Genomic DNA, 14371 nt, shown 5'->3' on the forward strand with positions numbered 1-14371 from the left:
GCGACTTTTGTGCAAAAGCCAGCGCGCGGCATAGGTGGGTAACATAGCCGGGTAATATGGCACTTCAACGGCCAGTTGTTGCCTGATGTGTGTCGTTGCAAGTCGATTGTCCGGGAAACCCGCGTTATGCAAACCGCCTACACCGTTCTTATCCTGCTGATGCTGGTCAGCGTTTCGCGTCTGGTCGGGCGTGTCATCCCCCTGCCGCTACCCCTGGTGCAGATTGCCGCAGGCGCCTTGCTGGCCTGGCCCACACTGGGGCTGCATGTGGCGCTGGACCCGGAGCTGTTCCTGTTTCTGTTCCTGCCACCGTTGCTGTTCTCCGATGGCTGGCGCATGCCCAAGCGCGAATTGTGGCGCCTGCGAGGGCCGATCCTGACGCTGGCGGTGGGGTTGGTGCTGTTTACCGTGGTGGGTGCCGGTTATTTCATTCATTGGATACTGCCTACGATTCCGCTGCCGGTGGCCTTCGCCTTGGCGGCCGTTTTATCGCCGACGGATGCCGTGGCGGTGTCAGCCATTGCCCAGAACCGTTTGCCAACGCCGTTGATGCATATGCTTCAGGGCGAGGCCTTGATGAATGATGCTTCGGGCCTGGTGACGTTTAAGTTTGCGCTGGCGGCGGCATTGACTGGAATATTTTCGCTGACGGATGCCAGTCTGACGTTCGTAATGGTGGCTGTCGGTGGCCTGGCGGTGGGCGTGGCGTTGAGCTGGCTGGTCGGCCGTTTGCGTGCCTGGATGATCGCACGGGGATGGGACGACCCGGCTACCCATGTGGTGTTCATGTTGCTGCTGCCGTTTGCCGCTTATGTGCTGGCTGAACGCCTGGGGGCCTCGGGCATTCTGTCGGCGGTGGCGGCGGGGATGATGCAGAGCTGGCTGGACCTGCTGCCCCGCCAGACCAGTACACGGTTGCTTAACCGCAGCGTCTGGTCATTGCTGGAGTTTGCCTTCAATGGCTTGGTCTTCCTGCTGCTGGGCCTGCAACTGCCGGACATCATCAAGGCCGTGGTGAGCCATGAGCCGACGTTGTGGCCGACGTTGCTGTATCGCTGCCTGGATGTGATCGCGATTTTTCTGGTGCTGGTGGTCTTGCGCTTTATCTGGGTGCAAAGCATCTGGCGCTTATCAGGCTGGCTGCGACGGTTTCGTGGGGAAAGTGAGCTGACGCTGGTGCCGACCGCCCGTTCCTGCTGGCTGTTGACCGTTGGCGGTGTACGCGGTGCCGTGACTCTGGCGGGTGTGATGTCGGTGCCGTTGCTGCTGGCGCCGGGTCAGGATTTTCCCGAGCGTGATCTGCTGATCTTCATTGCCGCCGGCGTGATCCTGCTGTCGCTGATCGCCGCATGCATCGCGTTGCCGCTGCTGTTGCGCGGCATCGAAAAGAGCCCGGACGAAAAGCGCCACAACGAAGTGCGCGAGGCCTGGAAGAAGACTGCGGTGGCAGCGATCCATGCCCTGGAGGCCGAGGAGCCGGCCGAGACCGACAGCCAGGACGCCGCCCAGGCCGCATTAGCTACTGAGCTCAAGGCACGATTGATGTCGGAATATCGTCATCAGTTGGAGGTATTCAACGACTCGGTCGAAGCCCAGGCACTGGCGCGCCACATGGACTTGCTTGAGCGCAAACTGCGCCTCAAGGCCCTGCGTGCGCAGCGGTTGGAGTTGTACAGCTTGAGCCGTCATCACCAGATTGGTGATGACGTGCTACGTGAAGTGTTGGCTGAGTTGGATATGGAGGAAGCGAACCTGGGGTATATAAAGTGAGCAGGCGGCCCGCAGTACAGACGTTATTGCTTTCCAAAACCCAGCGCTTGGGCGAATAAGTTCTTCATGAAGAGACTGGGATATTTCTTTTTTGAATCGAAATCGATGCCCATCGTTGGCTTCGATAGGTGCACACGCTTCGCATCGGTTCCGATCGCAGACCAGCTTTTTTTACCTTTGGCGGTGGGGGCTATTCTTATGTCGCCCCTGGGGCCCTCAATAAATTCGAGCTTGAGGTTTATATAGGGTTGCATCAGGGCGATGTGTTCTTGAGTGAATTTTTTTTGCGCATCACTCATGTTGAGTAGTGACAGCGTGACGGTGGAGTGGTTAGGCCAGAGTTTGCTGACTGTCGCCGACGCATTGAAATATTTCGCGGTCTTTGCGGGTGATGGCAGGCTGCGCGGGTAAAGCGTCTTGATGAAGTTGATATCGTCTTCGGATAACTCAATGTTCATTCCAATGCCTTTCCCGTCTTTGAGTAAGTCGGACGCGAACTCATAATGCATTATCGACTTTTTGTCGTAGTCGGATGTTTTGATCTTCAGTCTCTTCTGGTGATATTTGAATAATATCTGACTGTCCGTTTCTGCTTTGCTCATGCCAACTGATTGGGCATAGGCATAGAGCTTTTCTTTATCGAACTCAAGCGTTCGGTCTGGATGCTTATGTTCGTGATCCAGGCCCAAGGCATGTCCGAACTCATGTTGTATGGTTCGAATGACTTTGTTGTCGTCGTTCTTGAAATTGATGCCCATGGAGAACTCAGAAGACGGGATTTCTTTGGCGTCTTTACCGATCCTCGACCATCCTGCGGCAGGCGCTGAAATAGAGGTGATTCTTATGTCTGCGTCAGGTGTTTCGACAAATTTAAGTTTCAGGTTTATATGCGGAGCCCATTGGTTGATGTTCGCTTTAGTGAGCGCCTTTTCGCGCTCGTCCATGTTAGCGAGAGAAATCGTTAAGTTTGAATTCTGTGGCCATAACCGTTCAAACAACGCGACGCCGCGTTTGTTTCTGCGCAAAGGGGCTGATTGGTTTTCAGGGCTTTCATAGATGTTTTTTTCTGCGGTTGCGGGCAGTGGCAGCATATTCGGCGCAATCATGGTCAATTCCAAGTCCAGGAAGTCGGACGACGTGTCAGAAGATGCACGGTAAGTGTCGCATCGGGTGACCAGGGTTCCATGAGGTTGCGCAGGGAAGGCGTAAGCATATTCGAGGCGATGAAGGCCGGGAGCCATGACCACCGTTTTTAATCACAGTCCGCGCTGCATTGCACAGCGCGGGGGAGGGGCGAAGGGGTTACTGCCTGCGCAGGAGGAACTCCCTGATCCGCTGAGCTGCTTCCACACACTCGGCCAGCGGCGCAACCAACGCCATGCGCACGCGCCCGGCGCCGGGGTTCACGCCATCCACTTCCCGCGACAGGTACGAGCCCGGTACCACGGTCACATGTTCTTCCACGAACAACTCCCGGCAGAACGCGGCATCGTCGCCATTCACGTTCGGCCACAGGTAGAAACCACCGTCCGGGCTTTGCACATCCAGAACGGGTTTGAGGATCGCCAGCACTGCATCGAATTTCTCGCGGTACAGGTCTCGGTTGGCCAGTACGTGGGCTTCGTCCTGCCAGGCGGCGATGCTGGCCAGCTGGGTTTGCACCGGCATCGCGCAGCCGTGGTAGGTGCGGTAGAGCAGGAAGGCCTTGAGAATCTCGGCGTCGCCAGCGACAAAACCGGAGCGTAGGCCCGGCAGGTTGGAGCGCTTGGACAGGCTGTGGAACACCACGCAACGCTTGAAGTCCTGGCGGCCCAGCTCGACACACGCACTGAGCAGGCCCGGTGGCGGGGTTTGTTCGTCGAAGTACAGTTCGCTGTAGCACTCGTCTGCGGCGATGACGAAGTCATATTCGTCTGCCAGGGCGATGAGTTTTTTCAGCGTCTCAACCGGGATCAGCGCGCCGGTAGGGTTGCCTGGGGAGCACAGGAACAGGACCTGGCAGCGTTTCCAGATGTCTGGCGATACCGCCTCGAAATCCGGGTTGAAGCCGTTTGCGTCCAGGCATGGCAGGTAGTGCGGCTTGGCCCCGGCCAGGAACGCAGCGCCTTCGTAGATCTGGTAGAACGGGTTCGGACTGACCACCAGCGCGTCGTCGCCACGGTTGACCACGGTCTGGGTGAAGGCGAACAGCGCTTCACGGGTGCCGTTGACCGGCAGGATATTGCGCGCCGGATCCAGCCAGCCCTTGGGTACGTTGAAGCGGCGTTCGCACCAGGCACCAATGGCCTCGCGCAGGGCGGGAATACCCAGCGTGGTGGGGTACACCGCCATCTGGTCGAGGTTATTGCTCAGTGCCTCGGCGACGAATGCCGGGGATTTGTGCTTGGGTTCGCCGATGGACAGCGCAATCGGGCGTTTGTCCGGGTTCGGCGTGACACTGCCCAGCAGGGCGCGCAATTTCTCGAACGGGTAGGGCTGCAGCTGGTTCAGGGCGTTGTTCATCGGTGGATCTCGTTCAATTCATTGGAAGCAAAAAAGGGCTGTCGGTCAGATACTCAAGCGCGATAACGCAACGTTATTTTCCTGATTGACGCTCAACTGTTGGACGATGGCTTCCTGCAAGCGGCGGCACAGCTCCGGGTCGGACAGCGGCTGGTTATCGGCGTCGGTAATAAAGAACACGTCTTCCACCCGTTCGCCCAAGGTTGCAATCTTGGCATTCTGCAGTGACAAATCGAATTCCAGGAAAATACCGCCGATCCGTGCCAGCAGGCCTGGCCGGTCCGGGGCGCTGAGCTCCAGCACGGTCACCGGACGCTGCGCGTCATTGGAAATGGTCACCTGGGGCGCAAACGCAAAGTGCTTGAGCTGGCGCGGTACCCGGCGCTGGATGATCGTCGGGTAGTCATCGGGGTTGCGCAGGGCTTCGGTCAGGCCTTCGCGGATCTTTTTCACCCGGGCCGGGTTATCGCCGATGGACTCGCCTTCGGTATCCAGCACGATATAAGTATCGAGGGTGAACTGGCTGCTGGAGGTGATAACACGGGCGTCATGGATGTTCAGGTTGAGCTGGTCCATGGCAGCCACGGTCACGGCGAAGAAGTCGTGCTGGTCGGGCGCATAGATGAAGATCTGCGTGCCGCCTTCGAATTCGCGCTGGGTGGTTTCCTTGATCAGCACCAGCGGGCCGCCATCGGCCGGCTGCTGCAGGATCGCGTCAGTGTGCCAGGCCACATCGCCGGCGGTGTGGCGCAGGAAGTAGTCGTCACCCAATTGCGACCACAGTTGCTCGACGTCGTCCGGGTCGTTGCCGCCGCGCACCAGGATGTCCAGGGCGGCGCTTTGGGTGCGGCGGATTTGCTCCTCGCGGTCCACCGGGTTTTCCAGGCCACGGCGCAGCGCGCGCTTGGTCTCGGTGTAGAGCTGGCGCAACAGGCTGGCACGCCAGGAATTCCACAGCGTCGGGTTGGTGGCGTTGATGTCGGAGACTGTCAGCACGTACAGGTAATCGAGGCGGGTTTCATTGCCGACGATCCCGGCGAAATCGTGGATCACCTGCGGATCGGACAAGTCCTTGCGCTGGGCGGTGGTCGACATCACCAGGTGGTTCTGCACCAGCCACACGATCAGGCGGCTGTCCCACAGCGGCAGTTGGTGGCGCTGGCAGAACGCCTCGGCATCGACCGCGCCGATTTCCGAGTGGTCGCCATGCCGGCCCTTGCCGATGTCGTGGTACAGGCCGGCCAGGTAGATCAACTCCGGCTTGGGCAGCTTGGCCATGAGCTTGCTGGCCAGCGGGAATTTCTCTGATACCTGGGTGTACTGCAGCTTACGCAAGTGCTTGATCAGGTTCAGGGTGTGGGCGTCCACGGTGTAGATGTGGAACAGGTCGTGCTGCATCTGCCCGACGATAAAGCCGAACTCCGGCAGGTAGCGCCCGAGGATGCCGTAGCGGTTCATGCGGCGCAGGTTGCGGTGGATGCCGATCTTGCACTTGAACAGCTCGATAAACAGGCTGGTGTTGCGAATGTCGTTGCGAAAGTCATCGTCGATCAGGTGACGGTTTTCCCGCAGCAGGCGGATGGTATCGGCGCGTACGCCCTTGATTTCCGGCTGCTGGGCCATCAGCACGAAGATTTCCAGCATGGCGAACGGGGTGCGACGGAACACGTTGTCGTTGCGTGCCTCGATATAGCCGTCGTGCAGCTGGAAGCGCGAATTGATCGGCTGCGGCGGTGTTTCGTCTTCGGGGGCCAGGATCACTTCTTCGAAGTGCTGGATGATCAGGTCGCTGAGCTGGGCAATGCTCATGACCACCCGGTAGTACTGCTGCATGAAACTTTCGATGCTGGTCTTCGCGTCTTCGCCGTCAAACCCCAGCAGGGTTGCGATGGAGCGCTGGTGATCGAACAGCAGGCGATCTTCGGAGCGCCCGGCGAGCATGTGCAGGGCGTAGCGCACTTTCCACAGGAATTCCTGGGACGACGCCAGCAGGGCGTTCTCGCTCTCCACCAGGAAGCCTTCGCCGGCCAGGGCGCGCAGGTTCAGGGTGCCGTATTGGCGGCGGGCTACCCACAGAATCGTCTGGATGTCGCGCAGCCCGCCCGGCGAGCCTTTGACATTGGGTTCAAGGTTGTATTCGGTGTCGTTGTACTTGTGGTGCCGGGCCTTCTGTTCGGCACGCTTGGCCAGGAAGAAATCCTTGCTCGGCCACATGTTCGCCGTGCTGGTGACTTCGAGCATGCGCTGGCGCAGGCGCTCGGGGCCGGCGATGGTGCGGCTTTCCATCAGGTTGGTGATGACGGTGAGGTCGGCGCGGGCCTCTTCGGCGCATTCGTCCACCGAGCGCACGCTCTGGCCGACTTCCAGGCCGATGTCCCACAGCAGTGTCAGAAAGCGCTCGATGGAGTCGCGAAAGATCTCATGATCGGCGCTGTCCAGCAGGATCAGCAGATCAATGTCGGAGTAGGGGTGCAGCTCGCCGCGACCGTAGCCGCCGACCGCCACCAGGGCGATATCGGCGTCTTCGCTCCAGCTGAACTGTTCCCAGGCCTTTTGCAAGATGTTATCGACGAACCAGGCGCGGTCCTCGATCAGCCGGCGGATGTCCCGGCCGCTGCGAAAGCGCTCGTCGAGCACCTCACGGGCCTGGCGGATAGCCTTCTTGAAGGCGGCGATGGGGCTCGCTTTCAGGGCCAGTTCGGCCTGGAACTGGCCACGGTCGAAGAGTTCGGGATCCACCTGGGGCATCGATCGGCTTTCCTTTCTATCTATCAGTCAGTCACAACACAGTTTGGGAAAACCTTGGCAGCCTTTTACGCCGAAATGCGTGGGATTGTGTCGTCGGCGCGCAGGGTGAAGATCTCGTAGCCGGTTTCGGTGACCAGCAAGGTGTGTTCCCACTGGGCCGAGAGCTTGCGGTCCTTGGTGATGGCGGTCCAACCGTCGCCCAGCACCTTGGTGTCGGCCTTGCCCTGGTTGATCATCGGCTCGATGGTAAAGGTCATGCCTGCCTTGAGCTCCATGCCGGTGCCGGCGCGGCCGTAGTGCAGGATCTGTGGTTCTTCGTGGAACACGGTGCCGATACCGTGGCCGCAGAATTCACGCACCACCGAAAAGCCGTTCTTTTCGGCGTGCTTCTGGATCACCTCGCCGATGTCGCCCAGGCGGCAGCCAGGCTTGACGATTTCGATGGCCTTGTACATGCATTCCTGGGTGACCTGGGACAGGCGCTCGGCCCAGACCGGCACGGTGCCGACGTGGAACATGCGGCTGGTGTCGCCGAAGTAGCGGTCCTTGATCACGGTGACGTCGATGTTCAGGGTGTCGCCGTCCTTCAACGGCTTGTCGCCAGGTATTCCGTGGCAGACCACGTGATTGACTGACGTGCAGATCGACTTGGGGAAGCCCTTGTAGTTCAGCGGCGCAGGAATGGCGCCCTGCACATTGACTATATAGTCGTGGCAGATCTGGTTCAGGGTTTCCGTGGTAACGCCGGGCTTGACGTGCTCGGCAATCATTTCCAGCACGTCGGCAGCCAGTTTGCCGGCGATGCGCATGCCGGCGATGTCTTCGGCGGTTTTCAAACTAACGGTCATACAAGCTCTCTCTAGCGCGAAGCGCTGAAATCAATACGGTTTACGGGCGTGCGACAAAAGGTTACAGAATTCGCACAAGCCCCAAAAAACGCGATTCTAACAGACGCGGGCGGCAAATCATGAGCCCCTGACGATCGCTTCTCTCTATCAGATGGGGTTATATCGGCTCTATTCAAAGGGTTGCGTACCCCTCGCTCACACCAAATGTGATTGCGTGTTTCGTTTTTGCCCTTCGTATGGTATAAAATGCGCCGCTTTCCGGGGATACCCCGAAAAGCTTAAATCCACACACGTGTCGACACGATGACCTGGGTGCCGGGGGGCTTGATGCCGCTGGTTGGTCATTGGGATACGTGGAGGCCAAACCCGACTTATTAAGGAACTATCATGTCCCAAGTCAACATGCGCGATATGCTGAAGGCCGGTGTGCACTTCGGTCACCAGACCCGTTACTGGAACCCGAAAATGGGTAAATACATTTTCGGCGCGCGTAACAAGATCCACATCATCAACCTTGAAAAAACCCTGCCAATGTTCAACGAAGCTCTGACTTTCGTAGAGCGCCTGGCCCAGGGCAAAAACAAGATTCTGTTCGTCGGCACCAAGCGTTCCGCTGGCAAGATCGTTGCTGAAGAAGCAGCACGTTGCGGTTCTCCGTACGTCGATCACCGCTGGTTGGGCGGCATGCTGACCAACTTCAAAACCATCCGTGCTTCCATCAAGCGTCTGCGTGACCTTGAAGTGCAAGCCGAAGACGGTACTTTCGCCAAGCTGACCAAGAAAGAAGCGCTGATGCGCACTCGTGACCTGGAAAAGCTCGATCGTTCCCTGGGTGGTATCAAGGACATGGGCGGTCTGCCTGACGCACTGTTCGTTATCGACGTTGATCACGAGCGCATCGCGATCACCGAAGCCAACAAACTGGGCATCCCTGTTATCGGCGTAGTCGATACCAACAGCAGCCCGGAAGGCGTTGACTACATCATCCCAGGCAACGATGACGCAATCCGCGCTATCCAGCTGTACATGGGTTCGATGGCTGACGCTGTAATCCGTGGTCGCAACCACGTTGCTGGTGGTACCGAGCAGTTCGTTGAAGAAGCTCCGGTAGCCGCAGCTGAGTAATTGACGCCCTGGCGTTGACTCAGTAAGCAAAAAGGGGGCTTGGCCCCCTTTTTGCCACCTCGAAAACCATTTGTGAGCGCCCACTTGTGGCAGCGCAACATAGCGACTGTAACGTGCAGCGGCTAACAAGGGTGGTTCGGGAAGAATTGATCCCCCGTTCGATCGGGTGGAATGGTTGAAAACCTATCCAAGAGGAATTTGAAAATGGCAGCAATTACTGCAGCGTTGGTTAAAGAACTGCGTGAGCGTACCGGCGAAGGCATGATGGATTGCAAGAAAGCCCTGGAAAAGGCTGACGGCGACATTGAAAAAGCCATTGATGACATGCGTGCTTCCGGCGCCATCAAGGCTGCCAAGAAAGCAGGCAACGTGGCTGCTGAAGGTGCTATCGCTCTGAAAGAAGACGGCAAGTCTGCTGTTCTGCTGGAAGTGAACTCTCAGACCGACTTCCTGGCCCTGCAGGACGACTTCAAGGCATTTGTTGCTGCCAGCGTTGAAAAAGCGTTTGCCGACAAGCTGACTGACGTCGCTCCGCTGATCGCCGCTCAAGAAGCTGATCGCCTGGTACTGGTCGGCAAGGTTGGCGAAAACGTCAACATCCGTCGCCTGGTACGCGTTGAAGGTGATGTTGTTGGTGGTTACCTGCACGGCAACAAGATCGGCGTTGCAGTTGTCCTGAAGGGCGGCAACGTTGAGCTGGCCAAAGACATCGCTATGCACGTAGCGGCCAGCAACCCAGAGTTCCTGCTGCCTTCGGAAGTTTCTGCCGAAGCGATCGAGCGTGAAAAAGCTGTGTTCCTGCAGCTGAACGAAGAAAAAATCAAAGGCAAGCCCGAAAACATTGTTGAGAATATGGTCAAGGGCCGTATCAGCAAGTTCCTGGCCGAAGCAAGCCTGGTTGAGCAGGCGTTCGTCAAGAACCCTGAAGTCAAGGTTGGCGAACTGGCTAAGAAAGCCGGTGCTGAAATCGTTTCCTTCACTTACTTCAAAGTAGGCGAAGGCATCGAGAAGCCGGTCGACAACTTCGCTGAAGAAGTTGCTGCCCAGCTGGCTGCCGCCAAGCAATAAGACAGTTTTTAACTGTCGCCCGAAAGAGGCTGCCCGCTCACGCGCGCAGCCTCTTTTCAAATGGGCAGGCCGATTTTATTTGGCTTACCCTCGGAACTGGCTTACAAAGCCGTGTTCCGATGGCGCTGTGAGAGCGTCCAGCTAGAGTGAATGCAAGCCGTAAACGGCTCGCCAAGAATTTTTAAAATACGCCGCAGGAGAGATTCGCAATGGCTCAGCAGGGCAGTGGTTATCAGGCTCGCTATAAACGCATTCTACTCAAGCTCAGCGGCGAGGCCCTGATGGGCTCGGAAGAGTTCGGGATCGATCCCAAGGTGCTCGACCGCATGGCGCTGGAAGTCGGCCAGTTGGTCGGGATCGGCGTACAGGTCGGCCTGGTGATCGGTGGGGGTAACCTGTTCCGCGGCGCGGCACTGAGTGCGGCCGGTATGGATCGGGTCACCGGCGACCACATGGGCATGCTGGCCACTGTGATGAACGCCCTGGCCATGCGTGACGCCCTGGAGCGTGCCAATATCTCGGCTATCGTGATGTCGGCTATTTCCATGGTGGGCGTGACCGATCACTATGATCGTCGCAAAGCCATGCGCCACCTGAACGCCAAAGAGGTGGTGATCTTTGCTGCCGGTACCGGCAACCCGTTCTTTACCACGGACTCGGCTGCTTGCCTGCGTGCCATCGAGATCGATGCTGACGTGGTGCTCAAGGCGACCAAGGTAGATGGCGTGTACACCGCAGACCCATTCAAAGACCCGCATGCCGAGAAGTTCGATCATCTGACCTACGATGAAGTGCTGGATCGCAAGCTGGGTGTGATGGACCTGACGGCTATTTGCCTGTGTCGCGACCATAAGATGCCGCTGCGCGTATTTAACATGAACAAGCCCGGTGCCCTGCTGAATATCGTACACGGCGGCGCGGAAGGGACTCTGATCGAGGAAGGCCAACAATGATCAATGAAATCAAGAAAGACGCCCAAGCGCGTATGCAGAAATCCCTGGAGTCTCTGAGCCACGCATTCGGCCAGATTCGTACCGGTAAGGCGCACCCGAGCATCCTGGGGAGCGTGATGGTGCCTTATTACGGCGCTGATACCCCGCTGAGCGGCGTGGCCAACGTTACCGTAAAAGATTCGCGCACCCTGCAAGTCGTGGCCTTCGAGCGCAACATGCTCGCAGCAGTCGACAAAGCCATCCAGAGCGCCGGCCTGAACCTCAACCCGACCAACCTGGGCGAGTTGCTGCTGATCTCCATGCCGGCCCTGACTGAGGAAACCCGTAAGGGCTTCACCAAGCAGGCGCGTAGCGCGGCTGAAGATGCACGCGTTGCGGTGCGCAACATCCGTCGGGATGCCTTGGGTGACCTGAAGAAACTGGTCAAGGACAAGGAAATCAGCGAAGACGAAGAGCGTCGTGCCGTCGCTGATATCGATAAACTGACCAAGGACGCCGAGGCCCAGATCACCAAGGCCACGGAAGAAAAAGAAAAGGACCTGATGGCCGTATAAGGGGTCAGGACGCCTTCATGGAAAAGACCAAGCAGACTGTGCCCTCTGTGGTGCCGCGCCATGTCGCGATCATCATGGATGGGAATAATCGCTGGGCGAAAAAACGCTTTATGCCGGGTGTCGCCGGGCATAAGGCGGGTGTCGATGCGGTGCGGGCTGTGATTGAGGTGTGTGCCGAGGCCAAGGTCGAGGTGTTGACCTTGTTCGCCTTCTCCAGTGAAAACTGGCAGCGGCCCGCCGAAGAAGTCAGCGCCTTGATGGACCTGTTCTTCAAGGCCCTGCGTCGTGAGGCCAGGCGCCTCAACGACAACAACATCAGCCTGCGCATCATCGGCGACCGCTCGCGCTTCCATCCGGAACTACAGGCGGCCATGCGTGAAGCCGAGGCTATCACGGCTGGCACCAACCGCTTTGTGCTGCAAATCGCAGCCAACTATGGCGGCCAGTGGGATATTGCCCAGGCAGCGCAGCGACTGGCCCGCGAAGTGCAGGCCGGTCATCTGCGGCCGGACGACATCACGCCTGAATTGCTACAAACCTGTCTGGTGACCGGTGACCTGCCGTTGCCTGACTTGTGTATCCGTACCGGTGGTGAGCATCGCATCAGCAATTTCCTCTTGTGGCAGTTGGCTTACACCGAGCTGTACTTCTCCGACCTGTTCTGGCCGGACTTCAAACACGATGCCATGCGCACTGCGCTGGCCGATTTCGCTTCCCGTCAGCGTCGCTTCGGTAAAACGAGTGAGCAGATCGAAGCTGGAGCCCGGGTTTAAATGCTTAAACAACGAATCATCACAGCACTGATACTGTTGCCGATTGCCCTGTGCGGGTTTTTCCTGCTGGATGGCTCTGGCTTTGCACTGTTTATCGGCCTGGTGGTAACCCTGGGTGCCTGGGAGTGGGCGCGATTGGCAGGTTTCAACGCGCAATTACCGCGAGTGGTGTATGCCGTTGTCGTGGCGGTGCTGCTGTTTCTGATGCACACCCTGTCGAGCATCATCGTACCTTGGGTATTGGGGGCGGCGGTGCTGTGGTGGGCGCTTGCGACCTATCTGGTGTTGACCTTTCCGCGTAGCAGTGGCCAGTGGTCCAGCGTTGCCAGCAAGTTGGTGATTGGCTTGTTGATCCTGTTGCCGGCCTGGCAAGGGCTGGTGGAGATCAAGAATTCGCCGATGGGTAACTGGCTGATCATGGCGGTGATGGTGCTGGTCTGGGGCGCAGACATCGGCGCTTACTTCTCTGGTCGGGCATTCGGCAAGCGCAAGCTGGCGCCGGCAGTCAGCCCGGGCAAGAGTTGGGAGGGTGTGTATGGCGGCCTGGCGTTGACGCTGGCGATCACTCTTGTGGTGGGCTTGGTGCGCGACTGGTCGGCGAAGGAAATCTTCCTGGCCCTGCTGGGCACGGCCATCGTCGTATTTATCTCGGTGGTCGGTGACCTCACCGAAAGCATGTTCAAGCGCCAGGCCGGGATCAAGGACAGCAGCAACCTGCTGCCGGGTCATGGCGGGGTGCTGGATCGTATCGATAGCCTTACCGCTGCCATCCCGATCTTTGCCGTGCTGTTGTGGATGACCGCTTCGTGAGCCGCCTGCAACAAGTGACCGTGCTGGGTGCAACCGGCTCGGTGGGGTTGAGCACGCTGGATGTGATCGCTCGTCACCCTGACCGCTATCAAGTGTTTGCCTTGACCGGGTACAGCCGCCTCAGCGAACTGTTGGCGCTGTGCGTGCGCCATGTGCCGCGCTTTGCTGTCGTGCCTGAGCGTTCGGTTGCACGGAGCCTGCAGGATGATCTGCGGGCTGCCGGGCTGGCCACTCAGGTGCTGGTGGGGGAGGAGGGGTTGTGCCAGGTCTCGGCCGATGCCGAGGTGGATACGGTGGTGGCCGCGATCGTCGGTGCCGCCGGCTTGCGTCCGACCTTGGCTGCCGTGGATGCGGGCAAGAAAATCCTGCTGGCCAACAAAGAAGCGCTGGTGATGTCCGGCGCGCTCTTCATGCAGGCGGTGCGCAAGAGCGGTGCCGTGCTGCTGCCCCTCGACAGTGAGCACAATGCAATCTTCCAATGCATGCCGGGTGACTTTGCTCGCGGTCTGAGCCAGGTGGGTGTGCGTCGGATTCTGCTGACCGCTTCGGGTGGTCCTTTCCGGCAAACTCCCTTGGCGGAGTTGGAGCATGTGTCTCCGGATCAGGCGTGCGCTCATCCTAACTGGTCGATGGGCCGCAAGATTTCCGTAGACTCGGCAAGCATGATGAATAAAGGCCTGGAGTTGATCGAGGCCTGTTGGTTGTTCGATGCGCGACCGGATCAGGTCGAGGTGGTGATTCACCCGCAAAGTGTGATTCATTCACTGGTCGACTATGTGGATGGCTCGGTATTGGCCCAATTGGGTAATCCCGATATGCGCACCCCGATCGCCAATGCCCTGGCCTGGCCGGAGCGGATTGATTCCGGCGTAGCGCCATTGGATCTGTTTGCAATTGCCCGCCTGGACTTTGAAGCGCCGGACGAGCAGCGTTTTCCTTGCCTGCGTTTGGCGCGTGAGGCGGCGGAGGCGGGTAACAGCGCACCGGCGATGCTCAATGCGGCGAATGAAGTGGCCGTGGCGGCGTTTCTCGAACGGCGCATCCGCTTTCCGCAGATCGCGAGTATCATCGAGGACGTCCTGGGTCTTGAGCCCGTGGTGGCAGTCAGTGACCTCGGGGCGGTATTCGAGGCGGATACCAAGGCACGCGCCTTGGCTGAACAATGGTTGAACCGCAACGCGCGTTAATCTGTGGGCGCGATTGAGCCTTCGGGCACTGGA

At 58.7% G+C, this 14371-nt stretch carries 12 protein-coding genes; 8 read left to right on the forward strand and 4 right to left on the reverse strand.

From position 1 onward, the window contains the following. Positions 1-126 precede the first annotated feature (126 nt). The gene (locus tag FIV39_RS03125) at positions 127-1770 is read left to right on the forward strand and encodes a Na+/H+ antiporter (RefSeq protein WP_090408531.1); all 1644 of its coding nucleotides are present in this window, start codon (positions 127-129) and stop codon (positions 1768-1770) included. A gap of 23 nt (positions 1771-1793) precedes the next feature. On the opposite strand, the gene FIV39_RS03130 is transcribed toward FIV39_RS03125, so the two are convergent. From FIV39_RS03130 to map, 4 genes are all read right to left on the reverse strand, one after another. Next, positions 1794-3011 (reverse strand): M12 family metallopeptidase, encoded by a 1218-nt coding sequence (locus tag FIV39_RS03130; protein ID WP_090408528.1) that lies wholly within the window; start codon positions 3009-3011, stop codon positions 1794-1796. A gap of 61 nt (positions 3012-3072) precedes the next feature. Continuing rightward, a complete protein-coding gene (dapC, locus tag FIV39_RS03135) occupies positions 3073-4272 on the reverse strand; it encodes a succinyldiaminopimelate transaminase (protein WP_090408524.1) in 1200 nt (399 codons plus the stop codon). Positions 4273-4317: 45 nt separating this feature from the next. Next, a complete protein-coding gene (locus FIV39_RS03140) occupies positions 4318-7020 on the reverse strand; it encodes a [protein-PII] uridylyltransferase (protein ID WP_090408521.1) in 2703 nt (900 codons plus the stop codon). Positions 7021-7085: 65 nt separating this feature from the next. After that, positions 7086-7868 (reverse strand): type I methionyl aminopeptidase, encoded by a 783-nt coding sequence (gene map, locus FIV39_RS03145; RefSeq protein ID WP_083359813.1) that lies wholly within the window; start codon positions 7866-7868, stop codon positions 7086-7088. Between the two features lie 387 nt (positions 7869-8255). Between map and rpsB the strand changes: the two genes are divergently transcribed. The 7 genes from rpsB to ispC all read left to right on the forward strand — a co-directional run bounded on the left by rpsB (position 8256) and on the right by ispC (position 14338). Further along, positions 8256-8993 (forward strand): 30S ribosomal protein S2, encoded by a 738-nt coding sequence (rpsB, locus tag FIV39_RS03150; RefSeq protein ID WP_003219330.1) that lies wholly within the window; start codon positions 8256-8258, stop codon positions 8991-8993. A gap of 204 nt (positions 8994-9197) precedes the next feature. After that, complete coding sequence (gene tsf / locus FIV39_RS03155; protein ID WP_065926460.1) at positions 9198-10061, forward strand: translation elongation factor Ts; 864 nt, start codon at positions 9198-9200, stop codon at positions 10059-10061. A gap of 209 nt (positions 10062-10270) precedes the next feature. Next, positions 10271-11014 (forward strand): UMP kinase, encoded by a 744-nt coding sequence (pyrH, locus tag FIV39_RS03160; protein ID WP_003172271.1) that lies wholly within the window; start codon positions 10271-10273, stop codon positions 11012-11014. After that, positions 11011-11568, forward strand: coding sequence for a ribosome recycling factor (gene frr / locus FIV39_RS03165; RefSeq protein WP_016974404.1), 558 nt, complete (start codon positions 11011-11013; stop codon positions 11566-11568). The genes pyrH and frr overlap by 4 nt, the downstream gene beginning before the upstream one ends. Before the next feature lie 17 nt (positions 11569-11585). Further along, entirely contained in the window at positions 11586-12341 is a 756-nt protein-coding gene (gene uppS, locus FIV39_RS03170) for a polyprenyl diphosphate synthase (protein ID WP_090408514.1), read from the forward strand. Beyond that, on the forward strand, positions 12342-13151 hold the full coding sequence (locus FIV39_RS03175; RefSeq protein WP_090408511.1) for a phosphatidate cytidylyltransferase: 810 nt from the start codon (positions 12342-12344) through the stop codon (positions 13149-13151). After that, positions 13148-14338 carry a 1-deoxy-D-xylulose-5-phosphate reductoisomerase gene (gene ispC / locus FIV39_RS03180; RefSeq protein ID WP_090408509.1) on the forward strand — a complete coding sequence of 397 codons (1191 nt, stop codon included), beginning with the start codon at positions 13148-13150 and terminating at the stop codon, positions 14336-14338. Before FIV39_RS03175 ends, ispC begins: the two co-directional genes overlap by 4 nt. Positions 14339-14371 lie beyond the last annotated feature (33 nt).

This window comes from Pseudomonas grimontii (assembly GCF_007858185.1).
Lineage (GTDB): Bacteria > Pseudomonadota > Gammaproteobacteria > Pseudomonadales > Pseudomonadaceae > Aquipseudomonas > Aquipseudomonas grimontii.